The following is a 23,400-nucleotide window of genomic DNA, read 5'->3' on the forward strand; positions in this document are numbered from 1 at the left end:
AGCCGAGCCCCTCAGTGCGCGCCTGCCGCATCGGCCGAGGCACCGCCCTTGGGGCGACCCGCCAGCCACACCACGGCGACCAGGCCGAGGAACAGCACGGCCGAGCCGTAGAACACTTCCTGCGTTGACAGCATGAAGGCCTGCTGCGTCAGCAGGTTGTTGACGACGCCCAGCGCCTGCTGGTGGCTCATGCCACCGGCTTCCAGCTGACGCAGCGTTTCCACGGCCACCGGGCTGCCGTTGTTGATGGCCTCCGCCAGCTGTGCATGGTGCATGGCGGCGCGGTCTTCCCACACGGTGGTGGCGATCGACGTCCCCATGGCACCGGCGGTGATGCGGGTGAAGTTGGACAAGCCTGAGGCCGCCGGGATGCGCGAGGGCTCAATCCCCGACAGCGTGATCGTCACCAGCGGGATAAAGAAGCCTGCCATGGCGATACCCTGGATGATGGTGGGCACCATGATGGTGGCGAAGTCGGTCTGGGTCGTGAAATGAGAGCGCATCCACAGCACCAGAGCAAACACAACGAACGACAGGCTGGCGTAGATGCGCGGGTCGACCCGGCTGATGGTTAGGCCGATGATCGGCGACAGCACGATGGCCAGCAAGCCCACCGGCGCCATCACCATGCCCGCCTGCGTCGCCGTGTACCCCATGAACTGCTGCAGCCACAGCGGCAGCAGCACCACGTTGCCAAAGAACAGCCCGTAGCCCACCGACAAGGCGAGCGAGCCCGCCCAGAAATTGCGCCGTTTGAAGAGCGACAGGTCCACCACCGGGTGTTCGTCGGTCAGCTCCCACACCAGGAAAAAGGCCAAGCCGACGACGGCGACCACGGCGAAACCGATGATCAGCGGCGAGTGGAACCAGTCCAGCTCCTTGCCCTTGTCCAGCATCAGCTGGAGCGAGCCGACCCAGATCACCAGCAGTGCCAGGCCCACGGTGTCGATCGGCAGCTTGCGCGTGGCGGTCTCGCGTTCGCGGTAGATCATCCAAGTGGCGCCCGCGGCGATGATGCCCACCGGCACGTTGATGTAGAAGATCCAGGGCCAGCTGATGTTGTCGGTGATCCAGCCGCCCAGTAGCGGCCCCATGATCGGCGCGACCAGGGTGGTGATCGACCACATCGCCATCGCCAGCCCGGCTTTGGCCGGCGGGTAGCTCGACAGCAGCAGCGTCTGCGACAGCGGAATCATCGGACCGGCGACAAAGCCCTGCAGCGCGCGGAAGGCGATCAGCAGGGTCATGTTGGGCGCCATCCCGCACAGCCAGGACGCCAGCACGAACAGCAGCACGCTGCCGATGAACAGCCGCACCTGGCCCAGGCGCTGGGTCAGCCAGCCCGTGAGGGGCACCGAGATCGCGTTGGCCACGGCAAAACTGGTGATGACCCAGGTGCCCTGCACCGTGCTGACGCCCAGGTCGCCCGAGATCGCGGGCAGCGACACGTTGGCGATGGACGAATCCAGCACGTTCATGAACGTGGCCGCCGACAGCGCCAACGTACCGAGCACGCGCGTGCTGCCCGTCAGCGGCGGATGGGCCATCGGAGCCTGAGGAGCGGCCATGGGACTAAATCCGTTTCAAACGCAGACCTGATCAGCGCAGGCAGCTATCAAATTAGAAGCGTGTTCGCAGACAACTCTCAGCCATCGCGACCAGTGCGCGCCTGACCCGCGTGGCGCTCGGCCGCTGCACGGTGGGCGCTGACCGGGCCCGCGGGCGCAGCAGCCGACGCAGCGCCGCTGGCCGCTGTGGGCTGCTCTGGTGACAGCGTGCGGCCCATGTTCTGCGCAATGATGGTGTGCACGCGCTCGTCTGCACCCCTGTCGGCTTCAGCAAAGACTTGCGTGCGGGCGGCGTCGCCCGTGCGCGCTGCAGACGCCAGATCGGCCCCGCTCTGGTCGGCGATGTCGACCTTGGCTTCCATCGACAGGCCGACGCGCAGCGGGTGCGACTTCAGCTGAGCCGGGTCCAGCGTGACGCGCACCGGCACGCGCTGCACCACCTTGATCCAGTTGCCGGTGGCGTTCTGCGCCGGCAGCAGCGCCGACGCTGCGCCGGTCGCGATACCCAAGCCCGCGACCTTGCCGTCGTACACGACCTTGCTGCCATAGGCGTCGGCCACCAGCTTGACGGGCTGGCCCACGCGCAGGTTGCGCAGCTGGTTTTCCTTGAAGTTGGCATCGACCCACAGCGCGTCCAGCGGTACCACCGCCATCAGCGGCGCGCCCGGCGCCACGCGCTGGCCCAGCTGCACGTTGCGCTTGCTGACGTAGCCGGACACGGGCGCCGGCAGCGTCATGCGGTGCGCGGCGATCCAGGCTTCGCGCACCTTGGCAGCGGCGGCCTGCACGCTGGGGTGCTGCTCGATCGGTGTGCCATCGGTGAGCGCGCGGTTGCTGCTGAGTTGTTCGCGCGCGGCCACCACGGCGGCCTGAGCGGCCTCCACCGCCGTCTGGGCGCTGGTGACCTGCGCACGCGCATGCGCTAGTTCTTCGCCCGACACAGCGCCGCCCTGCGTCAACGCCTGGCGCCGGCCCAGGTCCTGCTGCGCGGTCGCCAGCTGGCTGCGGGCCTTGGCAACGTCGGCCTCGCGCAGGCGCACCTGCGCGGCCAGACCCGCGTTGTTGACGTACAGCGTGCGCACCTGGCGCACCGCCTGGCCCAGCGCGGCCTCGGCCTGCGACAAGGCGACGTTGGCGTCGGCCGCGTCCAGCTTGACCAGCGGTTGGCCGGCTTCAACGCGGTCGGTCTCGTCGGCCATGATCGCCGTCACCGTGCCGCCGACCTGCGGCGTGATCTGAATGACGTTGCCCTGCACGTAGGCGTTGTCGGTGTCCTCGAAATGGCTGAGCACCAGCCAGTCGTACACGCCCCAGGCCAGACCGCCCAGCACGACCACCGTGGTCAGCAGCAGCAACGCGCGCTTGCGCTTGGGGTTCATACCGCGCGAGCGGGGGGTTTCGTCGACCTGAACTGCTGCGCTTTCAGGAGCTGGTTGCGCAGGTGTGACAGGCGTTTGGTCGATGTTTGACATGGTTTTTGGAGGAGACGAATTCGGTTCGGAACGGCGGCGCATGCGTTGCGTCAGGGTTGCGCGCTGGCCGTCTGCGCCATCGGCGGCGTCAGCTCGGGCGACGGCTGCCAGCCCCCACCCATGGCCTGCGCCAGGCCGATCTGCGCGTCGAACGCGCGGGCTTCCAGGTCGACGCGGGCGCGGCGCTGGGCCAGCACAGCGGTTTCGGCCGTCAGCACGTCCAGGTACGTGCCGAGGCCGCCCTTGTAACGGCGCAGTGCGATGTCGTAGGCGCCTTCGGCCGAGCGCAGCGCCACGGCCTGTTCGCTGCGCTGGCGATCGACGGCGCGCACGGCCTGCGACTGGTCGGCGGCGTCGCGCATGGCGTCGATCACGGTGGCGTTGTAGGTTTCGATGGCGGCATCGACGTCGGCAGTCTTGGCGCTCAGGTTGGCGCGCAGCCGGCCAGCCTCGAAGATCGGCAGGCGGATCGCCGGACCCACGCCCCACTGGAAGCTGTCGCCCTTGAGCAGGTTGCCCAGGCCGATGCTTTGAAAGCCGATGAAGGCCGCCAGGTTGATGTTGGGATAGAACTGCGACTTGGCCACCTGCACTTCACCGCGCGCCGCCTCCACGCGCCAGCGCGCGGCGACGATGTCCGCGCGGCGCGCCAGCCAGTTGGCATCCATCTGCTGCGGCACGGCCAGGGTCTTGAATTGCGACAGGCGCGGCGGCTGCACGGCCGCGTCCAGGTACGGCTGGCCCAGCAGCGCGGCCAGCGCGTTGCGGGCGGCGTCTTGCTGCTGCTCGTACGCGCTCATCTGGGTGCGCGAATCGGCGCGCCCGGTCTCGTTCTGGCGCATCTGCAGCTGGTTGTCCAGACCGGCGCGCACGCGGTCTTCGACCAGCTTGAGCATTTCCTGCCGTTGGGACAACGCCCGCCCGGCCACCGTGTACTGGTCGTTCAGCGCCGCCCATTTGACGTAGGCGCGCACCACGTTGGTCGCCAGCAGCACACGCGCGGCATCGGCCTCGGCCTCGGCCGCGTGCAACTGGCCGATGGCCGAGTTCAGGCTGCCCTCGTGCTTGCCGAAGAAGTCGATCTCCCAACCGCCGTTGATCTGCAGGTTGCCCAGCGTCTGGGTCGACCCGCCCAGCGGCGGCGGGTAGATGTAGTTGCTGGAAAAGCTCTGGCGGTTGATGTCGACGGCGCCGTTGACTTGCGGCGCGTAGGCCGATTCGGCGATCGCCTGCGCTGCGCGCGCCTTGGTCACACGCGCCGCGGCCACACGCAAGTTGGGGTTGCCGGCCAGCGCCTCGCCCACCACGCGGTCCAGCTGCGGGTCGCCCAGCGCGGTCCACCAATCCGGCGCGGGGCTGAGCGCTTCGACCGGCGCGGCCAGGCCGAGCGTGGATGCGTCGCGCAGTTGCGCCGTGGTGTCGATGCCCTGCATGTTGGCGCAACCGGCCAGCAGCAGCGCCGCCAGTGCGGCCGCTGTCGAGAGGTGCATTGCTGGACGAGAATTCATGGCGTCTCCTGGTTCGGCGCCTGCTCGGCGTTGGTGCGCAGCCGGCGCAGGAAGTCCTGCAATTGGTGCCATTCGTCATGGGTAAAGTCGCGCAGCGCGGCGTTGTAGACGCGGCTCAACACCGCCGGCACGCTGCGCGCGACTTCTTCGCCCTCAGGCGTCAGCTCGATGTGGACAACACGCCGGTCGGTTTCGGACCGCACGCGGCGGCACAACCCCTTGTTTTCCAGCCGGTCGAGCAAGCGGGTCATCGACCCCGCATCGACGGTGCACTTGCGCGCCAAATCCGCCACCGTATTGGCCTGGCCGCAGTGGACCTTGTGCAGCGGTAACCACTGCGGAATGGTGGAGCCGCCCAGCGCCGTTTCGTCCGCCACGCGCTGGGCGATGGCCAGTTGCGCATGGCGCAGCAACAGCAGCAAACCGTCTTCCGGTCGGCATTCGCCGGCAACGTAGTAGGTTTTGGCCACGGGTGATGACCCGTCTTTGGGAACACGCGAATCCATGGTGGCAGGAATACCAGAACTGGAGTGGGCAATTGAGGGGCGCGATTTTATTTGCCTAGGCAAACATTGACCAAGCGAAATCTGCGTAGGCACGCTGAAATCAGGGTTTTCAGCTATGTGACAACCGACCGATAGCGTGCGCCCCAGACCGCGCCGCGTTCCCACGACGCGCGGACATGCAGTCACACAGAGGTGCGCTTGGCCCGCGGATCGTCCGGCGCAGCGTGGTGGCGGAGGCCGTCCGGGCTGACGGCCTGGCCGTGTTCGCCGGCGTTTGCTCTCAATAAAGGAGCGCCTCGCATTGACTAATGTAGGGCTATCGCCTCATTTGCTTCAAATCCAGGCCACCGCGAGCCAAGCTGGTGGCCGCCAGCGCCTCAGCGCGAGCGCGGTGAGCGCAGACAGGTCGGCATGCGCCTCCCGCAGCGGCAAGCCGTGCGCTCGCCCGTCAGCGCACGGGTTTAAGCCGGTCGGTCCGCGCCGCCGGCGGTCGGCGAAGCTCAGCGAAAGCTGGCGTTCAACTGGTCCAGCGCGGCGGTGCCAGGGCACAGGTCGGTGCGACCCAGGCTGTTCAGGGGCCGGCTGCTGGTGTTTTGCGCCGTGTGCAGGTCGCCCGCCTCGTCTTCGACGTACAGCAGGCCGGTGACGAGCTCACCCTCGGCCGCGCGAGCGTGCATGTAGCTCATGGCCGCGACGCGGTCGGTCGGGTCGTAGTCGGTGTGCAGCTTGCGCAGGCGCAGTACGGTGCCATCGTGTTGTTCGACATCCACCACGGCGCCCGGGGCGATGGTGGCCGTGATTTCATCGCGCGGGCTGATGAAGTCGATGCCGCTGACGGCCTCGTTGTGCTCGCGCACCCAGTCGTAGCTGCGGGTGGAACCTGCGTGGTTGTTGAAGGTCACGCAGGGACTGATGATGTCGATGAAGGCCGCGCCGCCGTGGCCCATGGCCGCCTTGATCAGCGGCACCATCTGCTCCTTGTCGCCCGAGAAGCTGCGCGCGACGAAGCTGGCGCCCAGCTGCATCGCCAGCCCCACCAGATCAACCGGGCTGTCGGCGTTGACCACGCCTTTCTTGCTTTGGCTCCCCTTGTCGGCGGTGGCCGAGAACTGGCCCTTGGTCAGGCCGTACACACCGTTGTTCTCGACGATGTAGACCATGTTGACGTTGCGCCGCATGGCGTGCGCGAACTGGCCCAGGCCAATGGAAGCCGAATCGCCGTCGCCCGACACACCCAGGTACAGCAGGTCGCGGTTGGCCAGGTTGGCGCCCGTCAGCACGCTGGGCATGCGCCCGTGCACGGTGTTGAAGCCGTGGCTGGCGCCCAAAAAGTAGTCGGGCGTCTTGGACGAGCAGCCGATGCCCGAGAGCTTGGCCACGCGGTGCGGCTCGATGTCCATCTCCCAGCAGGCCTGGATGATGGCGGCCGAGATCGAGTCGTGCCCGCAGCCGGCGCACAGCGTGGACACCTTGCCTTCGTAGTCGCGCCGCGTGTAGCCGACCTTGTTCTTGCCCAGCGACGGGTGGTGCAGGCGGGGTTTGGCGATGTAGGTCATGACGGCCTCAGAACTTGCTGTCGACCGGCGCCACGACGGCTTCGTGCACGTGGTCGGTGATGAATTGCGTGATGAAGCGCGCGGTGATCGGCGTGCCATCGTAATGCAGCACCTTGCACAGCTTGGCGGGGTTGATTTCCAACTCGTTCACCAGCAGGCTGCGCAATTGCGCGTCGCGATTCTGCTCGACCACGAACACGGTTTCGTGCGCGTCGATGAACTCCTTGACGCTGTCGGGGAACGGAAACGCGCACAGGCGCAATGCATCGACATGAATGCCGTGGCCCGACAGTACATCCAGCGCCTCGTGCATGGCTGGGCTGGTGGAGCCATAAAAAATCACGCCCAACCGCGTGCGCTTGGCCGCCGGGCGCGGCACCGGCTGCGGCACCAGCGCGGCGGCGGTGGCGAACTTGGCCAACAGGCGCTGCACGTTGTAGACGTAATCCGGCCCGCGCTCGGAATAGCGGGCATAGGCATCGCGCGTGGTGCCGCGCGTGAAGTAGCTGCCGCGCGTGGGGTGCGTGCCGGGCAGCGTGCGCCAGGGAATGCCGTCGCCGTCCACGTCCTTGTAGCGGCCGAAGTCCTTGTGCTCCAGGTCTTCGGCGGTCATGACCTTGCCGCGGTCGTAGTCGCGCGCGTCGTCCCACGTGAAAGGCTCGCACAGGCGCTGGTTCATGCCGATGTCGAGGTCGGTCATGACGAACACGGGCGTCTGCAGGCGGTCGGCCAGGTCCAACGCGGTGGCCGTGTGCTCGAAGCATTCGCGCGGGTCTTCAGGGAACAGCAAGACGTGCTTGGTGTCACCGTGCGACGCGTAGGCGCAGGCCAGCACGTCGGCCTGCTGGGTGCGCGTCGGCATGCCGGTGGACGGGCCGCCGCGCTGCACGTTCACCAGCGTGATGGGGATCTCGGCAAAGTAGGCCAGCCCGATGAATTCGGTCATCAGCGAGATGCCGGGGCCGGACGTCGCCGTGAAAGCGCGCGAGCCGTTCCAGCCCGCGCCAACGACGATGCCAATCGAAGCGAGCTCATCCTCGCCCTGCACGATGGCGTAGTTGTGGCGCCCCTCGGCGTCGACGCGGAACTCGGCGCAGTACTCCATGAACGCCTCGGCCACCGACGTGGACGGCGTGATCGGGTACCACGCGCATACCGTGGCACCGCCGTACACGGCGCCCAAGCCCGCCGCGGTATTGCCATCCACGAAGATGCGTTGACCCACCCGATGGGCGCGCTGTACGCGGATCGGCAGGGGAAAGCTCAGGTGCTCGGTGGCGAAGTCCCGGCCAAGCTTGAGCGCCTGCACGTTCGAGGCAATCAGCTTTTCCTTGCCCTTGAACTGCTCGGCCAGCAGCGCTTCGACGACCTGCGCGTCCATGTCGAGCAGCACCGACAGCGCGCCCACATACACGATGTTCTTGAACAGCTGGCGCTGGCGCGGGTCGGAATAGACGGCGTTGCAGATTTCGGTCAGTGGCATGCCGATGACGGTGATGTCGTCGCGCAACTCCGACGGCAGACGCGGGCGCGTGCTGTCGTAGAACAGGTAGCCGCCGGGTTCAATCTCCTCCAGGTCGGCCGCCCAGGTCTGCGGGTTCATCGCCACCATCAGGTCGATGCCGCCGCGCCGGCCCAGGTAGCCCTTCTCGCTGACGCGCACTTCGTACCAGGTGGGCAGCCCCTGGATGTTGCTCGGGAAGATGTTGCGCGGGCTGACCGGCACGCCCATGCGCAGGATCGCCTTGGCGAACAGTTCGTTGGCACTGGCCGAGCCCGAACCGTTGACGTTGGCAAACTTGACAACGAAGTCGTTGATGCCTTCAATCTGCTTCATATCGGCGTCCTATCAGCGCAACCAGCTACCGAATTGGTAGCGCCCCCGGCCTTTGCCGTCCACAGCAGAAACTTCTGCATGTCCCACGCGCCGGTCGGGCAGCGCTCGGCGCACAGGCCGCAGTGCAGACACACGTCTTCGTCCTTGACCAGCACGCGTCCGGTCTTCAATTCGGGCGACACGTACAGCGCCTGCTCGGTGTTTTCGGCGGGCGCATTCAGCTCTTTGCGCAGGGTGGCCTCGTCCGCATTGGCGGTGAAGGTGATGCAATCCATCGGGCAGATGTCCACGCAGCCATCGCACTCGATGCACAGCTTGGGCGCGAACACGGTCTGCACGTCGCAGTTCAGGCAGCGGCCGGCCTCCTTGAGTGCGGTGCGCGCGTCAAAGCCCAGTTCCACCTCCACTTTGATGCTGGCCAGTGCCTTCTCGGCGTTGGCCCACGGCACGGCGTAGCGCAGGTCGTTCGAGGGGTCGTTGTCGTAGGCCCATTCGTGGATGCCCATCTTTTCCGACACCAGGTTGGTGCGCGGCCCGGGCCGCTCGGCGACGTTCTGGCCGGTGAGGAAGAGGTCGATGGACACCGCCGCCTCGTGGCCGTGCGCCACGGCGGTGATGATGTTCTTGGGGCCAAAGGCCGCGTCGCCACCGAAGAAGACGTTGGGCAGCGACGACTGGAAGGTGTCGGCGCCCAGCACGGGCAGCCCCCAATCGTCGAACTCGATACCGGCATCGCGCTCGATCCAGGGGAAGGCGTTTTCCTGGCCAACGGCGACCAGCACGTCGTCGCACGGGAAGAAGGCGTCCGGCTCACCGGTGGGCACCAGCTTGCGCTTGCCCTTGGCGTCGTACTCGGCGCGCACCACTTCAAACATCATGCCCGTCAGGCGATCGCCCTCGTGGACGAACGCCTTGGGCACATGCATGTTGATGATGGGGATGCCTTCGTGCTGGGCGTCTTCTTTTTCCCAGGGCGAGGCCTTCATCTCGTCAAAGCCCGAGCGCACGATGACCTTGACGTCTTCGCCGCCCAGACGGCGCGCCGAACGGCAGCAGTCCATCGCCGTGTTGCCGCCGCCCAGCACGATGACGCGCTTGCCGATCGACGTGACGTGGCCGAACGAGACCGACGCCAGCCAGTCGATGCCGATGTGGATGTGGCTGGCCGCCTCCTGCCGGCCGGGCAGATCCAGGTCGCGCCCGCGCGGCGCGCCGCAGCCGACAAACACGGCGTCGTAGCCTTCAGCGAGCAATGCCTTCATCGACCCGATGCGCTCGCCCGCCCGGAACTGCGGGCCCAGTGCGAAGACGTAGCCGGTTTCTTCGTCGATCACGCTTTCGGGCAGGCGAAAGCGCGGAATCTGCTGGTGCATGAACCCACCGGCCTTGCGCTCGCCATCGAACACCGTGACCTCGTAGCCCAGCGGCGCCAGATCGCGCGCAACCGTCAACGCCGAGGGGCCCGCGCCCACGCACGCGATGCGCTTGCCGTTGGACGGCGCCGACCGCGGCATGCGCGGAACGACGTCCTCCTTGAAATCGGCCGCCACACGCTTGAGACGGCAGATTGCCACCGGTTCGGGCTTGGCGGCGTTCTCTTCCTCCACGCGCCCGCGTCGGCAGGCGGGCTCGCACGGGCGGTCGCACGTACGGCCCAGGATGCCGGGAAAGACGTTGGACACCCAGTTGACCATGTACGCATCGCCGTAACGGCCTTGCGCGATCAAGCGGATGTATTCGGGAACGGGGGTGTGGGCGGGGCACGCCCATTGGCAATCCACGACCTTGTGGAAATAGGTCGGATCAGCAGTATTCGTCGGCTGCAATGCGTGTCTCCTAGCGCCCCGCCGCGCCCGGGCTGTGGTCTTCTGGCTGGGGCGACCGCTAGTCTACGCCCAGCAGAAGCGCCGCGGCCTGCACCTGCGACGCGCGAGCGACACGTTCCGCGACCAAGCCTATCGACTCGGCGCGCGCGCAGGCTTGCCCTTTCTGGCTTCACCGATGCGTACGCCAGCCTTCGCCCGGAGGCGCGTCACCGTCACGCCGCCGTCTGGCGCGGCGCCGCGCCCCGGTTCAGTGCTTCGGGCCGTGCAACGGACAGCTGTTGAGGCCCAGCAGCGAATACGCCGGGCAGACACGGAACAGCCCGGTCGCCAGCGGGATCACGCCCAGCCAACCCCACCAGCCCACGGTGCCGGTGGCGGCCAGTCCGATCAGCACGAGGCCGACGACGATGCGAAGAATGCGGTCGATACCACCTACGTTCAATTTCATGGTGCTTCCTTTCGTGAAAAACTCTGCTGGCAAATGGGCTGCATTCGCTCGACATGGCGACACACACCCGTGGAAAAAAGTGCCGCGCTGCTCATTGAGCACCTCTGCGCGTTCGAGAAGCCGTTGGCGACACCAAGTCCCGGGATCGCGTGGCTCCACGATCTTCGGCGGCACCGCTCGCGATGGATTTGTCTGACATCAGACTCGCGTTGGCTTCGGCCATCACGCCGTCGTCAAGGCGATCGGCGAGCGCAGCCAGTCTCAACCGGTTCAACACCTGGCCCACGCGCGCCTCGGCCAGCACCAAGGCGGCGGCGGCGTGATCGTTCTCGGCCTGGAACACGTCCATCAGCGTGCGATCGCCCACCGCGCGCCCGACACGCGTGGCGTCCAGGCGGGCGGCACTCGCCTTCAAGCCGTCCTGAAGCGCCAACAAGCGGGCCTCGCCTGCCTGCCAGCCCAGCCAGGACGCGCGCACCTGCTCTGCAACCTGCTCGCGCGCCAGCTCCAGCTGTGCGTGCGCCTTTTCAATACGGCGCGCGCTCTCGCTCGCCTGCGCACCGGCCATGCCACCGTCGTAGATGGGGATGTTGACCTGCACGCCGACCATCGCACCGTGGCTGCGGCTGGTCGCGGCGTGGCCGCCCGTGCCGCCGACGCGGTCGAACGACGCCTGTCCGACAAGATCCACCGTCACGCCGCTGGCGGCTCGGCGTTTTCGTGCTTCGTGCTCGGCCAGCGCGACGCCCTGCTCAGCCAGCCTGACCCGCAGGTTCTGCGCCATCGCCGCGTCAAGCCAGTCTTGCAACGAGCCCGCCGCGGCGGCTATCTGCCCCGGCAGCTGCGCGCGCGGCGTTGCCAGGCCCGTGCCGTCGGCCAACGCCTGGCGAGCCAACGCCTGTTGCAGCCGGGCTGCCTCCAACTGCGCACGCACACTGGCAAGCGCCGCGTCGGCCTCATGCGTATCGGTGACGGGCACATCGCCCAACTCGAAGCGCTCATGCGCCTCGGTACGCGAACGGGCGACCGCTTCGGCCTGCCGTTCGCCCAAACGTACACGTTCGTCCGCCAGCGCCAGGTTGAAATAGCCGTCGGCCGTGCGCAGCACCTGCTGTTGACGGGCCTCGCGCCAGGTGCTGTTGGCCACCTCGGCACCCAGCTCCAGCTGCGCACGGGCCGCGTCGCGGCTGCGGTTGAAGATGGGCTGGCGCGCCTCCAGCGCAGCGCGCGTGGCCAGACCCGAATGCATGTCCAGGCCAAAATCGACCCCGTTGGCCGCGCCCATGCCCGGCGCCGAGAAATGCGCGCCCTCCATGCGCGTGTGCTGTGCCCCAGCGCCCGCGCCCAAGCCGAGCGATACGGTGGGGCGCCACAGCGCCGCGGCCTGCTCGCGCAAGGTCTGCCCGGCTGTGTGCTCGGCGCGCGCCACGTTCAGCGCCCGGTCATGCTGCGCAGCCGCCTGCCAGACCGTGAGCAGGTTTTCGGCCATGGCCACTGCGGGCAACGCCGCCAGGGCGAGCAGCATGGCGCGGACCAGCGGGCGCGCGGAACGGCACCGCGCCGAGGCGTCGAACGTCATGCCGGTTTCTCGCCCCCGAATTCTTCGTAGGCGCCCAGCGCAGCGGCGGCGTACATCAGCGATGGGCCACCGCCCATGTAGATGCACATCCCGAGCACGTCTTCCAGCTCGGCGCGCGTGGCGCCCAGGCGAACCAGCGCCTTGGCGTGGTAGCCGATGCAGGGATCGCAGCGCGCCGCGACCGACAGCGCCGTGGCGATCAGCTCCTTGGTCTTCTCGTCCAGCGCGCCGGCCTTGCCCGCAGCGCCCGAGAGCGCGTAGAAGCCCTGCATGACATCGGGAATGTCCTTGCGCAGCTTGCCCACATTGGCAGTGGTCTCGGCGATGATGGCCTGATAGCTCTTGGTCATCGGCACTCCTCAGGCACCGGCCTTCAGGCCGAGCTTGCGCATGATCGTCTCGAGCATGCACCACTTCGTGAGGCCGCTTTGCATGATGTTGGCGCCGACGAACACGGTGAACCACAACCAGTTGGACGATTGGTAGATCGGGCTGCCCTGAACGCCCAGCGCGAGCGAGAGCAGGATGAAGGCGCCACCGATGGTGCGCACGGCTTGCCAGGATGTCATGTCAATTCTCCTAAGTAAAAAGTGGTTCCAGCGCTTGCGCAACGTGCGCAAGCAGCTATCTATTTGGTAGTATTTGGGTGCTCGAGCCGCAGGATGCCCAGCGACTTGAGCACGTACTTCTCGTACACCGGCTCGGAGGTGCCCGCCTTCATCTTGCGGATGAAGTACTTCTCGAAGGCCACCTTCGCCAAGTGCACCCATTTGCCCTTCTTGAACCAGTTGACGTTGCGCGGCGGGATCTGCGGCAGCGCGACGAAGGCCGCGCCTGTGGTGCCCATGTCGGCCAGGCAGATGGCGTTCCAGGTGCCTTTGGCCGTGGCGGGCTCGCCAGCCAGGTCGGCGGCGATGTTGTGCGCGATGGCACTGACCATCGTCTCGATCATGTAGCCCGTCTTGGGTGCGCCCGTGGGCACCGGCGTGACTTCGACGGGCGGAATCGCCACACAGACGCCCGCCGCGAAGATATTGCGGTACGCCGGGCTGCGCTGGTGGGCATCCACCAGCACGAAGCCGCGCGGGTTGCACAGCTTCGGCACAGCGGCCACGGCGTCCGCCCCTTTGAACGCGGGCAGCATCATGGAAAGCTTGAACGGCAGCTCGTGCTCGGCCTTGACGGTGCCAGTGTCCGTCAGCTCGGTCACGAACAGCTTGCCGGGTTCAACCCGCGTCGTCCGCGCATTGGTGATCCAGCGGATGTCCTGGTTGCGCAGGTCGCTCTCAAGCATGCTCTTGCTGTCGCCCACCCCGGCCAGACCGAGATGGCCGATGTACGGCTCCGACGTGACGTACGTGATCGGCACCTTGTGGCGCAGCTTGCGCTTGCGCAGATCGGCGGCCACGATGAATGCGAACTCGTAGGCGGGGCCAAAGCAGCTCGCCCCCGGCATCGCGCCGATGACAAGCGGGCCCGGATCTTCCAGAAACTTCTGGTAGTCGGCCCACCAGCGCTCGGCGTGGTCCACGGTACACACGGAGTGGGTATGGCCGCCGTGCGGCCCCGCACCCGGCACCTCGTCGAACGAGAGCTTGGGGCCGGTGGTGATGACGAGGTAGTCGTAGTTCACGACCTGGTCGTTGGCCAGCGTGAGGCGGTTGGCCTCCGCATCGATCGACACCGCGCGCTGCACGATGCACTCGATGCCGCGCTTGGCCAGCACCGGCGCAATGGACAGCACGATGTCGCTGCGCTTGCGCCAGCCGACCGCCACCCAGGGGTTGGACGGAACGAATTGAAAGTAGTCGTTGGCGCTGACGACGGTGATGCGGTGCTCCTTGCCCAGCAGCGCGCGCAACTCATACGCGGCGGGCATGCCCCCGATCCCCGCGCCCAGTACCACAATGTGTGCCATGGTCTTGTCTCCTCCAAGGGTGGATTACTGCGCCTCGGACCGTGCGCCGACCTGATCGCCCGGACCGGATGCCTGTGGGCTGGCGTACTGCTTTCGGTACGCCATGTAGTAAAGCGTGGGGATCACCACCAGGGTGAGCACGGTGGACACCAGAATGCCGAAGATCAGCGCAATGGCCAGGCCGTTGAAGATGGGATCGCCCAGAATGAAGAGCGCACCGATCATGGCCGCGAGGCCCGTCAGCAGAATGGGTTGGGCGCGTGTGATGGCGCTCTGCACGATGGCCTCTTCCAGCCGCACGCCCTGTGCGAGCTGAAGGTTGATGAAGTCCACCAACAGGATCGAGTTGCGCACGATGATCCCCGCCAGCGCAATCATCCCGATCATGCTGGTGGCCGTGAACTGCGCCCGCAGCAAGGCATGTCCGGGCATCACGCCAATCACGGTAAGCGGAATGGGCGCCATGATGATCAGCGGCATCAGGTACGAGCCGAACTGCGCCACCACCAGCAGGTAGATGAGGATCAGGCCAACGGCGTACGCCGCACCCATGTCGCGGAAGGTCTCGTAAGTGATCTGCCATTCGCCATCCCACTTGAGCGCGTAGCCCCGGTACGGGTCGGACGGCTGACGGATGAAGTACTCGCCCAGTTGGCCGCCATCGGGCATCTTCAGTTCGGCCAGCGCAGTGCGCATCTTGAACATGCCGTAGAGCGGGCTGTCCAGGTCGCCGGCCTTGGCGCCACCCATGTCGCCCATGACCATCGCCATGGGAAGCAGGTCCTTGTGGAACTGAGGCTGCTCGCGCACCGTGTCGGTCACCGTGACCAACTCGCGGATGGGCACCAGCGCCCCCGTGGCCCCGCGCACCTGAAGCTGCAGCAGCGCGTCGAGGTCGCCATGAAGTTCGTCCGGCAGCTGAATCAGCGCTGGCACGGGGTAGCGACTCTGGTCGTGCAGGTAGGTTGCAGCGTCGCCCGACAGGCCCATGCGCAGTGTTTGCGCAACGGCTTGTTGGCTGACGCCCCGCTGCGCTGCCTTGCGCCGATCCACCAGCAGCAGGGTGCGGGGTGCATCCACCAACGTGGTGTCGTGCACGTCCACCACGCCTGGCGTTGCCTCGAACACGCGGCGCACGGCGTGCACGACGTCGCGCCGACCGGCTTCGTCAGGACCGTAGATCTCGGCGACGATGGGCGCCATGACCGGCGGCCCGGGTGGCACCTCCACGACCTGCACGCTGGCGCCATGGCGCTGCCCGATGGCCGCGAGCGCGGGCCGCACCCGCAGTGCAATGGCGTGGCTCTTCTCGTGGCGTTGCGACTTGTCGACCAGGTTGACCTGCACATCGCCCATGTCACCGCCCGCGCGCAGGTAGTACTGGCGCACGAGGCCGTTGAAATTGATCGGGCTCGCGGTACCCACGTAAGCCTGGTAGTGAGTGACCTCCGGCACGGTGGTCAGATGGGCGCCGATCTCGCGCAAGACCGCCGCCGTCGCTTCGAGCGGGCTGCCGGCGGGCATGTCGACCACCACCTGGAATTCGCTCTTGTTGTCAAAGGGCAGCATCTTCAGCACGACCAGCCCCACGACTGGCAGCAGCACGGACACAGCAATGAGCCCCGCCGTCGTCAGCCCCAGCAGACCTCGGTTCAGCCGCCCCCGCCGCGTATCCAGCAGCGCGCCGAAGATGCGCCGGAAGACCGGCGCCAGCCAGCGCGTCAGGCCATGGCCGGCCACATGCCCGTCGCTGTGCACCTTGGCTGCTTTCATCCACAGGCGAGCGAGCCAAGGCGTCACCATGAAGGCGATCAAGAGCGACAACAACATGCCCATGCTGGCATTGATGGGGATTGGGCTCATGTAAGGGCCCATCAAGCCGCTGACGAACGCCATCGGCAGCAGCGCGGCGATCACCGTGAGCGTGGCCAGAATGGTCGGACCGCCGACCTCGTCGACCGCTCCGGGGATCAGTTCGCGCAGCGGCCTGCCGGGCTCGAGCAATTGGTGGCGGTGGATGTTTTCGATGACGACGATGGCGTCGTCCACCAGGATGCCGATGGAGAAAATGAGCGCGAACAGCGATACGCGGTTGAGCGTGAAGCCCCAGGCCCACGACGCAAACAGCGTCGCTGTGAGCGTGAGGATCACCGCCGTGCCAACGATCACCGCCTCGCGCCGGCCCAGCGCAAAGAACACCAGCGCGACCACGGACAGCGTCGCGAACAACAGCTTGCGAATCAGCGTCTGCGCCTTGTCGCTGGCGGTTTCGCCATAGTTGCGGGTGGTGGTGACCTCCACATCGGCTGGGAGCACCGTGTTGCGCAATTCATCCACGCGCGCCATCAAGCCGCTGGCGACGTCAATGGCGTTCTCGCCAGGCTTCTTGGTGATGGCCAGTGTGACCGCCGGATGTTCAACGGTCTGCCGTTCGCCATTCACCGTGCGGATCTCACCGTGCCAGACGTAGCGCGCTGCGGTAGGCGTGCCGTCGCGCACTTCGGCCACCTCGCGCAGGTAAACCGGCTTTTCACCACGCGTGGCGACGACCAGGTTGGCGACGTCGCGCGCGTTGCGCAAATGGTCGCCTGTTTCAAGCGCGATGGCGCGATTGCCGGCAGTCAGGTCACCCAACGGCAAGCCCAGGTTGGCGGACGCCAGCGCCGCGTGCAGTTCGGGCAGCGTGACGCCCGCGCCGGCCAGCCGTGCCGGATCAACGTCCACGCGTACCGCGCGCCCCGGCCCGCTCACCGTCACGACCTCACGGGTTCCGGCGACGCGTTTGAGTTCAATCTCCACACTGTGCGCGATGCGCTCCAGGTCGCTTGCCCCTGTGTCTTCGCGCGTGCTGTGCAAGGTGAGCGTGACGATGGGCACGTCGTCCACGCCCTTGGGTTTCACGATGGGCGGCATCACGCCCAGCCCTTGCGGCAGCCAGTCGGCATGTGCAGCCACGGCGTCGTGCAGGCGCACCACGGCCGTCTCGCGCGGCACGCCCACCTTGAACTGCACCGTGAGCACCGCCACACCCGAGCGCGATACGCTCATCACGTGTTCGGCGCCGCTCATCTGCGAGAGCACCTGCTCGGCGGGCGTGGCGACCATCGCCTCGACATCGCGTGCGCTGGCGCCCGGCCACGGCACGATGACGTTGGCCATGGTCACATCAATCTGCGGCTCTTCCTCACGCGGCGTCACCATCACCGCGAACAGGCCCAGCAGAAAGGCCACGAGCGCCAGCAAAGGGGTGATCTGCGCCGACTGGAAATACGCCGCCAGCCGACCAGAAATGCCCAGGCGTGCGGAAGAAGGTGAAGCCGACATCGATCTGGCCCCTTCAGCGGCCCGCAGGCGCCTTGGCCTGCGCCGTGCGCGGCTCGGCCACGACACGTTCGCCGGGTGCGAGCCCGCTCAGCACCTCGACTTGCGCGCCCTGCACCGGCCCGAGCCGCACTTGGCGCAGCACAGGTCGGTCCTGCCCGCTCAGCACCATCACGGCCACGAGTTCTGCGCGACGAATCACCGCGCTCGTCGGGATGAACACCCTCGCAGGCGCTGACGACACCGCCGCCGCGCCGGGCAGCACGATGCGCGCAAACTGGCCGGGCACGATACCGCTCAGGCCAGCGGGCAAGTCTGCACGAACCTGTTGCGTGAGCGTGGCCGGGTCGATCGTCGGCAGTACCTGCACGCGGACCGGCGCCACGGCTTCTTCGCGGCCCGATAGGCGCAGCTGCGCGCCCTTGGCGTGGGCCGTCAAAGCGGCGGCGGGCACGGCTGCCGTCACGCGCAGCGACGACGGGTCGAACACCGTCATCAGCGGGCGGCCCGGCATGGCCATGTCGCCCTGCTCTACCTGCACGGAAGCGATCACGCCATCGAACGGCGCGCGTACCACATGAAACCCGGTTTGCGCCTGTGCGGCCTGGGTCTGCGCGAGCTGTGCGGCGTGCTGGGCCTGCGCTGCGCGAAACTGCCCTTCAGCCGCTTCGAGGGCCGCCTTGGCGATGTACTGGCGCGCGTACAGGGCCCGCTTGCGCTCCAGCTCCTGTCGCGCCACGTCGAGCGACGCCCGCGCCGCGCTCGCCTGAGCAGCGCTGGCCGCAGCGCCCTGCTCGGCCGCTCGCGCGTCGATACGCGCCACCACCTGTCCTGCACGCACGTGATCGCCTGCCTTGACCTGAAGCTGCACCACGGTGCCCGGCACCTGCGCCGCCAGCACGGCTTGTCGAACGGCTTCGACGGTGCCCTCGAAGGTGGCTGCGTCCGACGTCTGCACCGAGGCGACCGCCACGCTGGCGATCGGTTGGGCGGCGGCGCCTACCCCCGGCACGGCAAGCAAGGCGGCCATCGCCCACCGCCAGGCCACCGACGGGACAGTTGGTTGGGTACAGGCGGAACGGGGTTGGCAGAGGCGGCGCATTTCGATATTATTTGCGCATTAACGCAAATACGCAATATCGTGAATAAACAACGCGACAAGCCCGCGTTAGACTCCCCCATGCATAGCGACCTTCACTGGTGAACCCTGTGGCCTCGATGAAGCAACTGCCACCCGATGCCCTGGAGCATGTGGCCAACTATTTCCGCACGCTTTCGGAAACCACGCGCCTTCGCATCCTCAACGTGCTGGGCACTGGCGAGTTGAGCGTGGGCGAGATTGCACAGGAAGTGCAGTCGAGCGTGGCGAACGTGTCACGCCATCTGGCGCAGATGGCGCAGTACGGCCTGGTGACGCGGGAAAGCCGTGGCAATGCGGCCTATTACCGCATCGCCGACCCCGCCGTTCATGAACTGTGCGATCTGGTCTGCGGTAGCCTCGTTCGCCGTTTCGATCAGGTGGCAAGCGACCACGCTGCATTTCTGGCGTCGGCGCCTTCAACCGCTAAGCGCACACGCCGATCGGGGTGATCGGCGGGCCGAAGCAGAGCAAATAGCTATCGTAAAAATAGCTGCCTGCGCAAGCGGCACCTGCGCCGGCGCCGCATTTCTCGGTTGAATTCGCCCAATCAGCTGGCGTCGCGCACCACCAGCGTGGTGAGCTTGGTGTGTGACAGCACGCTCTGGGTCACGCTGCCCAGCACCAGCTTCTCCAGCCCGCGGCGACCGTGCGAGCCCATGACGACCAGATCGGCCCCAACCGCTTCCGATGCCTCCAGAATGCCGCGCCACACGGCGTGCGACTCGACCACACGCGTGTCCACAGGAATCCCTGCTTCAGCCAGACGTGCTGACACCGCGTCGATGGCGGCACTGGCCTCGGCCTTGGCCGCGCTCAGGTACTGATCCTGACCGTAGGCAAAGTCGGCACCTACCCCGGTGAAGGGATAGGGATCGATCACGTAGATCGCAGTCACGGTGCTGCCGAAGCTCTTGGACAATCCGATCGCCTTGTCGATCGCGGCCAGCGAAGTCGGCGATCCGTCCACCGGAACCAATATGTGCTTGAACATGGTGTTCTCCTCGGTTAGGGTGCAGCCCCCATTGTGACGTCCCGGACCGATATAGGCTTGATATCCGTCAACGGGGTGGGGCCAGAAAACCGCCTCTGCGCAATGTCACGACAAGGGTGTCCCGATGTCCCGGCTGCCCAGGATCGGCGGACTGAATCGGCGTCGTTTCATGAATCACACGCGTATCGTCCATCAGCAACACCGACCAAGGCTCGGCCAGCGTAAAGCGCTGACCCTGCGGACCATCCAGCGCGAACACGCGCGTTTCGCCGCCCTTGATCGCCTCGCGGGCCACCAGGAACACCGCCACGAGGTCCACTCCGTCGCGGTGGGCGCCTTCCGGGGTCGGGCGGCCAATGCCATCGGCCGTGTCGATCCGAAACGCATGGACCTCGGCATACCAAGGCTGCGGGCCGTGCACTTGGTCAGCCACGTGCGCCAGCCAACGCAGCAGCGCGAGCAAGGCCGGCGCTGCCATGGCCGCTTGGGTCATGGGGGCGAACCAGCGTTCAATGCCGCCGTGCAGCGCGTTGTAGTCCAGGGGCTGCCAGTGCGCGCGGGCGGGCTGCACCATCACCACCTTCTGTTCGACCACCGCACTGGCATGCCGCCGGTGCCGATAACGTCCGCCATCGCGCAGGTACTCGTCCGGCGCCAGCGCCTGCCACTCCGCGGACAAGGCCTCCAGTTCCGTCGTGTCGATGCCCGCCAGCTGGCGTACGGCGCCGGCATCGAGCACCGCGTGACCGTGCCTGCGCAGAGCATCCAGGTAGGCAGCAGGAGCGACAGTGGGAGGTGAAAAAGTGGACACGGCGAACGCGCAGCAGCAAAGGCGGCCCGCCAGCATAACGGCGCACCTTACCCTCGCCAGCATGTCGCTTCCGAAAGCCCATGACACAGGCATGATCTGCATCAATGTGGGGTCCTGTGGCCGGGACTAGGCTCGCCGAAATCCCCTGCCTGCTTTGGAGACTTCTGTGCCTACCCTCACTTGGTCCGACGATCTGCTGCTGGGCGTGGCGGCGATGGATGCGACCCACGTCGAATTCGTGGAGTTGCTGGCACACACCGAAGCCGCCAGCGACGCGGCTCTGCTCGACCGCTGGCGCCGCCTGATCGCGCACACACAGTGCCATTTCGACAGCGAGGACAGCTACATGGCGGCCACGCGGTTTGCGGCGTCCAACTGCCACACCACCCAGCACCGCATGGTGCTTGAGGTGATGCGACAGGGCTTGTCCATGGGAGAGCGCGGCGAACTCGCGCCGATTCGCCAGATGGCGCGCGAACTGGCGACCTGGTTCATTCACCACGCACAGAGCATGGACGCCGCCCTGGCGGCCCATCTGACGAACGTCGGCTTCGACCCTGCCACCGGGCAGGTGGCGCACCCCGCTGCCCTGCCTGAGGAAGCCATTCAAGGCTGCGGCAGCGCCCCGTGCACTCCCGGGGACGCAGATGCGGCAGCGAACGACCGCCTCGCCGAACGCGCGGACGCCGCATGAACGCCGCGCTACCGACCCGCGCCCTTGGGTCGGCGACGCCCAAGGCGCCAAATCTGGCGCACCGTCCCTATGAAGACGCGCTGGGCCTGCTCACCGGAACGCTGTTCGTTGCACTGGGCACACTGATGTTCCACGAAGCGCGGTTGCTGACCGGTGGCACAGCGGGCATCGCGCTGCTGGTGGGGTACCTCACCGGATGGCCGTTCGGCCCGGTGTTCTTTGCGGTCAACCTGCCCTTCTACCTGTTTGCCTGGCGGCGCATGGGCGCCGGCTTCACGTTACGCACAGTCGCAGCCGTCAGCCTGATGTCGCTCATCGCCTGGTGGTTACCGCGCTGGCTGGCGTTCGCGCAGTTGTCATCGCCGCTGGCAGCGGTGCTCGGCGGTCTGCTGGTCGGCGTGGGGCTGCTGATGCTCTTTCGCCACCGCGCCAGCCTGGGCGGGCTCAACGTGGTGGCGCTCTATCTGCAGGACCGGCTGGGCTGGCGCGCCGGGCGCGTCCAAGGGGTGATGGACGCCCTGATCGTGCTCGCGGCACTGGGCGTGACCGACCTGTGGCATGTGGCGCTCTCGGTGCTGGGCGCACTCGTCCTCAACATGACCCTGGCCGTCAACCACCGGCCAGGCCGCTACGTCGCGGTGTGACAATTCAGGTTTGCCTGGGCGTCTGACGCTCTCACGCATCACACCGGGCCGGAGCGAGGCGGACGCTTTGCGCGATCTGCTGACCGCATGGAATTTTTCACCACGGCTTTCGCGTTGACAGCACTCCTGCTCGCGCTGGCTTTCAGGCCTTGGCGACTGCTGGGCCACACGGGGCTCGTATCGCCATTGCTGGCGGCACTGGTCATCACGCCGTGGTTGTGGGCGCTGCCGTGGCTGCACCACATGCCGATCCAGTTGCAACTGTCGGGCGCGTGCATGATCACGCTGGCGCTGGGTTGGCCGCTGGCGGTGCCGGTCTTGTGTGCTGTCGCACTTATCGTGGGGTGGGTCGCACCGGTCACCTGGCAGCAGCAGGTGGACATGGCGGTCTGGTTGGGAATCGTGCCGGCAACGCTGTCGTTTCTGCTCGGCATGGGGCTTCGCCGCTGGCTGCCGCACAACCTGTTCGTCTACATTCTCGGCCGCGCGTTCCTGGGCACTGTGCTGTGCATGTTCGTCACCGGCGCGCTCAGCCAGTGGACGGGTCACGCGCTGGCGGCGGCGGTCGCGCCAGATCTGGCCATAGTGGCCCGCTGGCTGATAGCCTGGGGCGATGGCTTTCTGACCGGCATGTTCGCTGCGATCGCCGTGGCGTTCCGCCCGCAGTGGCTGGCCACCTGGTCGGACGACCTCTACATCCGTCCACCCGACATCGAGCGCTGACGCCTGCCGTCACAACCTGCGCACGGCCCGCAGGCACAATGACGCCCCATCATGGAAATGCGCCCCCGATTACAACTGCTTCGTCCGCTGCTGACCGGCATGCTGGCGCTGTTGCCGATGGTCGCCACGCTGGTGCTGCTGGTGTGGGCGATGCGTCTGGCGGCCGAATGGCTGGGGCCCACCAGCCTGTTTGGCAGCCTGCTTAACTTCATTGGCCTGGGCGTCGGCTCCGAGGCGTCCGCCGTCCGCTACCTGGTCGGCCTGCTGGTGCTGCTGGCGCTGGTGTACGGCTTCGGCCTGATCGTTGAAACCGGCTTGCAGCGGGGCCTCAACCGGCTGTTTCAGTCGCTGATCAAGCGCATTCCGGTGGTGCGCACGGTGTACGACGTGGTGCAACGTCTGGTGGGCCTGCTCAGCAAACCCAAGGACGAAACCCAGAAGTCGATGAGCCCGGTGTGGCTGTATTTCGGCGGCCCATCGGCCGAGGGCGAAGTCGCCTCGACCACCGTGGTGCTGGGCCTGCTGACCACGCCCGAACCTGTCGCCATGGGCGGCCAGCCGTTTCACGGTGTGCTGGTGCCCACGGCGCCCGTGCCGGTGGGCGGCGGCCTGCTCTTCGTGCCTGCGCACTGGGTCGTGCCCGCCGAGGTCGGCATCGAGGGCGTGACCAGCATCTACGTCTCGATGGGCGTGACGGCCGCGCAGTACCTGGGCGCGCACGGCAAGGCACAGCCCACAGACGTGACCCCTCCGGCGCCGCGGGTTTGAGCCTGCTCAAAGCGATGAGCGTCTGGCGGACGCCCTGTCGGCCCGGCTTGATCCGCATCAAACGAATACCCAACTGTGCAGTCAGACTC

Annotated in this window: 21 protein-coding genes; 5 read left to right on the top strand and 16 right to left on the bottom strand. The window is 66.9% G+C overall.

Annotated elements, in window-relative coordinates; translation table 11 throughout:
* Nucleotides 1–11: 11 nt before the first annotated feature.
* The 14 genes from FVQ98_RS15725 to FVQ98_RS15790 all read right to left on the bottom strand — a co-directional run bounded on the left by FVQ98_RS15725 (nt 12) and on the right by FVQ98_RS15790 (nt 18,569).
* Nucleotides 12–1,568, bottom strand: coding sequence for a DHA2 family efflux MFS transporter permease subunit (locus tag FVQ98_RS15725; protein ID WP_147914399.1), 1,557 nt, complete (start codon nt 1,566–1,568; stop codon nt 12–14).
* Between the two features lie 77 nt (nt 1,569–1,645).
* Nucleotides 1,646–3,040: an HlyD family secretion protein gene (locus FVQ98_RS15730; RefSeq protein WP_147914400.1), complete on the bottom strand. Its 1,395-nt coding sequence runs from the start codon at nt 3,038–3,040 to the stop codon at nt 1,646–1,648.
* Nucleotides 3,041–3,090: 50 nt separating this feature from the next.
* A complete protein-coding gene (locus tag FVQ98_RS15735; RefSeq protein ID WP_255507818.1) occupies nt 3,091–4,548 on the bottom strand; it encodes an efflux transporter outer membrane subunit in 1,458 nt (485 codons plus the stop codon).
* On the bottom strand, nt 4,545–5,054 hold the full coding sequence (locus FVQ98_RS15740) for a MarR family winged helix-turn-helix transcriptional regulator (RefSeq protein WP_147914401.1): 510 nt from the start codon (nt 5,052–5,054) through the stop codon (nt 4,545–4,547). The genes FVQ98_RS15735 and FVQ98_RS15740 overlap by 4 nt, the downstream gene beginning before the upstream one ends.
* A gap of 500 nt (nt 5,055–5,554) precedes the next feature.
* Nucleotides 5,555–6,610, bottom strand: coding sequence for a 2-oxoacid:ferredoxin oxidoreductase subunit beta (locus tag FVQ98_RS15745; RefSeq protein WP_147914402.1), 1,056 nt, complete (start codon nt 6,608–6,610; stop codon nt 5,555–5,557).
* A 7-nt stretch (nt 6,611–6,617) separates the two neighbouring features.
* Nucleotides 6,618–8,447: a 2-oxoacid:acceptor oxidoreductase subunit alpha gene (locus tag FVQ98_RS15750; RefSeq protein ID WP_147914403.1), complete on the bottom strand. Its 1,830-nt coding sequence runs from the start codon at nt 8,445–8,447 to the stop codon at nt 6,618–6,620.
* Nucleotides 8,444–10,273, bottom strand: a complete 1,830-nt coding sequence (locus tag FVQ98_RS15755) for an FAD-dependent oxidoreductase (RefSeq protein WP_147914404.1) — start codon at nt 10,271–10,273, stop codon at nt 8,444–8,446. The genes FVQ98_RS15750 and FVQ98_RS15755 overlap by 4 nt, the downstream gene beginning before the upstream one ends.
* A gap of 247 nt (nt 10,274–10,520) precedes the next feature.
* Nucleotides 10,521–10,721: a YgaP family membrane protein gene (locus tag FVQ98_RS15760; RefSeq protein WP_147914405.1), complete on the bottom strand. Its 201-nt coding sequence runs from the start codon at nt 10,719–10,721 to the stop codon at nt 10,521–10,523.
* Nucleotides 10,722–10,812: 91 nt separating this feature from the next.
* Nucleotides 10,813–12,300, bottom strand: coding sequence for a TolC family protein (locus FVQ98_RS15765; protein WP_147914406.1), 1,488 nt, complete (start codon nt 12,298–12,300; stop codon nt 10,813–10,815).
* Complete coding sequence (locus FVQ98_RS15770) at nt 12,297–12,656, bottom strand: carboxymuconolactone decarboxylase family protein (protein WP_370512970.1); 360 nt, start codon at nt 12,654–12,656, stop codon at nt 12,297–12,299. The genes FVQ98_RS15765 and FVQ98_RS15770 overlap by 4 nt, the downstream gene beginning before the upstream one ends.
* A 3-nt stretch (nt 12,657–12,659) precedes the next feature.
* On the bottom strand, nt 12,660–12,869 hold the full coding sequence (locus FVQ98_RS15775) for a YgaP family membrane protein (protein WP_147914408.1): 210 nt from the start codon (nt 12,867–12,869) through the stop codon (nt 12,660–12,662).
* A gap of 59 nt (nt 12,870–12,928) precedes the next feature.
* Entirely contained in the window at nt 12,929–14,218 is a 1,290-nt protein-coding gene (locus tag FVQ98_RS15780; protein ID WP_147914409.1) for an NAD(P)/FAD-dependent oxidoreductase, read from the bottom strand.
* A gap of 24 nt (nt 14,219–14,242) precedes the next feature.
* Entirely contained in the window at nt 14,243–17,542 is a 3,300-nt protein-coding gene (locus FVQ98_RS15785; protein WP_147914410.1) for an efflux RND transporter permease subunit, read from the bottom strand.
* A gap of 13 nt (nt 17,543–17,555) precedes the next feature.
* Complete coding sequence (locus FVQ98_RS15790; RefSeq protein ID WP_147914411.1) at nt 17,556–18,569, bottom strand: efflux RND transporter periplasmic adaptor subunit; 1,014 nt, start codon at nt 18,567–18,569, stop codon at nt 17,556–17,558.
* 188 nt (nt 18,570–18,757) lie between these two features.
* On the opposite strand from FVQ98_RS15790, the gene FVQ98_RS15795 reads away from it, so the two are divergent.
* On the top strand, nt 18,758–19,129 hold the full coding sequence (locus FVQ98_RS15795) for an ArsR/SmtB family transcription factor (protein WP_147914412.1): 372 nt from the start codon (nt 18,758–18,760) through the stop codon (nt 19,127–19,129).
* Between the two features lie 98 nt (nt 19,130–19,227).
* Here the strand turns inward: FVQ98_RS15795 and FVQ98_RS15800 are convergent, their stop codons facing one another.
* Nucleotides 19,228–19,671, bottom strand: a complete 444-nt coding sequence (locus tag FVQ98_RS15800; RefSeq protein ID WP_147914413.1) for a universal stress protein — start codon at nt 19,669–19,671, stop codon at nt 19,228–19,230.
* A gap of 67 nt (nt 19,672–19,738) precedes the next feature.
* Complete coding sequence (locus FVQ98_RS15805; protein ID WP_147914414.1) at nt 19,739–20,518, bottom strand: 2OG-Fe dioxygenase family protein; 780 nt, start codon at nt 20,516–20,518, stop codon at nt 19,739–19,741.
* Nucleotides 20,519–20,648: 130 nt separating this feature from the next.
* On the opposite strand from FVQ98_RS15805, the gene FVQ98_RS15810 reads away from it, so the two are divergent.
* From FVQ98_RS15810 to FVQ98_RS15825, 4 genes are all read left to right on the top strand, one after another.
* The gene (locus FVQ98_RS15810; protein ID WP_147914415.1) at nt 20,649–21,176 is read left to right on the top strand and encodes a hemerythrin domain-containing protein; all 528 of its coding nucleotides are present in this window, start codon (nt 20,649–20,651) and stop codon (nt 21,174–21,176) included.
* Nucleotides 21,173–21,820, top strand: coding sequence for a YitT family protein (locus FVQ98_RS15815; RefSeq protein WP_147914416.1), 648 nt, complete (start codon nt 21,173–21,175; stop codon nt 21,818–21,820). The genes FVQ98_RS15810 and FVQ98_RS15815 overlap by 4 nt, the downstream gene beginning before the upstream one ends.
* Before the next feature lie 87 nt (nt 21,821–21,907).
* Nucleotides 21,908–22,543 (top strand): hypothetical protein, encoded by a 636-nt coding sequence (locus tag FVQ98_RS15820; protein WP_147914417.1) that lies wholly within the window; start codon nt 21,908–21,910, stop codon nt 22,541–22,543.
* Nucleotides 22,544–22,594: 51 nt separating this feature from the next.
* Entirely contained in the window at nt 22,595–23,311 is a 717-nt protein-coding gene (locus tag FVQ98_RS15825) for a DUF502 domain-containing protein (RefSeq protein WP_147914418.1), read from the top strand.
* Nucleotides 23,312–23,400 lie beyond the last annotated feature (89 nt).

Source organism: Ottowia flava, from assembly GCF_008017535.1.
In the GTDB taxonomy this organism is placed as follows: domain Bacteria; phylum Pseudomonadota; class Gammaproteobacteria; order Burkholderiales; family Burkholderiaceae_C; genus Ottowia; species Ottowia flava.

Excerpts from the sequence above, each read along its gene's own strand:
- FVQ98_RS15725 (WP_147914399.1), bottom strand. The coding sequence starts at position 1,568 with ATGGCCGCTCCTCAGGCTCCGATGGCCCATCCGCCGCTGACGGGCAGC.
- FVQ98_RS15760 (WP_147914405.1), bottom strand. The coding sequence starts at position 10,721 with ATGAAATTGAACGTAGGTGGTATCGACCGCATTCTTCGCATCGTCGTC.
- FVQ98_RS15750 (WP_147914403.1), bottom strand. The coding sequence starts at position 8,447 with ATGAAGCAGATTGAAGGCATCAACGACTTCGTTGTCAAGTTTGCCAAC.
- FVQ98_RS15815 (WP_147914416.1), top strand. The coding sequence starts at position 21,173 with ATGAACGCCGCGCTACCGACCCGCGCCCTTGGGTCGGCGACGCCCAAG.
- FVQ98_RS15825 (WP_147914418.1), top strand. The coding sequence starts at position 22,595 with ATGGAAATGCGCCCCCGATTACAACTGCTTCGTCCGCTGCTGACCGGC.
- FVQ98_RS15775 (WP_147914408.1), bottom strand. The coding sequence starts at position 12,869 with ATGACATCCTGGCAAGCCGTGCGCACCATCGGTGGCGCCTTCATCCTG.
- FVQ98_RS15745 (WP_147914402.1), bottom strand. The coding sequence starts at position 6,610 with ATGACCTACATCGCCAAACCCCGCCTGCACCACCCGTCGCTGGGCAAG.
- FVQ98_RS15740 (WP_147914401.1), bottom strand. The coding sequence starts at position 5,054 with ATGGATTCGCGTGTTCCCAAAGACGGGTCATCACCCGTGGCCAAAACC.
- FVQ98_RS15820 (WP_147914417.1), top strand. The coding sequence starts at position 21,908 with ATGGAATTTTTCACCACGGCTTTCGCGTTGACAGCACTCCTGCTCGCG.
- FVQ98_RS15790 (WP_147914411.1), bottom strand. The coding sequence starts at position 18,569 with ATGGCCGCCTTGCTTGCCGTGCCGGGGGTAGGCGCCGCCGCCCAACCG.
- FVQ98_RS15780 (WP_147914409.1), bottom strand. The coding sequence starts at position 14,218 with ATGGCACACATTGTGGTACTGGGCGCGGGGATCGGGGGCATGCCCGCC.
- FVQ98_RS15800 (WP_147914413.1), bottom strand. The coding sequence starts at position 19,671 with ATGTTCAAGCACATATTGGTTCCGGTGGACGGATCGCCGACTTCGCTG.
- FVQ98_RS15765 (WP_147914406.1), bottom strand. The coding sequence starts at position 12,300 with ATGACGTTCGACGCCTCGGCGCGGTGCCGTTCCGCGCGCCCGCTGGTC.
- FVQ98_RS15785 (WP_147914410.1), bottom strand. The coding sequence starts at position 17,542 with ATGTCGGCTTCACCTTCTTCCGCACGCCTGGGCATTTCTGGTCGGCTG.
- FVQ98_RS15735 (WP_255507818.1), bottom strand. The coding sequence starts at position 4,548 with ATGAATTCTCGTCCAGCAATGCACCTCTCGACAGCGGCCGCACTGGCG.
- FVQ98_RS15805 (WP_147914414.1), bottom strand. The coding sequence starts at position 20,518 with ATGCTGGCGGGCCGCCTTTGCTGCTGCGCGTTCGCCGTGTCCACTTTT.
- FVQ98_RS15730 (WP_147914400.1), bottom strand. The coding sequence starts at position 3,040 with ATGTCAAACATCGACCAAACGCCTGTCACACCTGCGCAACCAGCTCCT.
- FVQ98_RS15795 (WP_147914412.1), top strand. The coding sequence starts at position 18,758 with ATGAAGCAACTGCCACCCGATGCCCTGGAGCATGTGGCCAACTATTTC.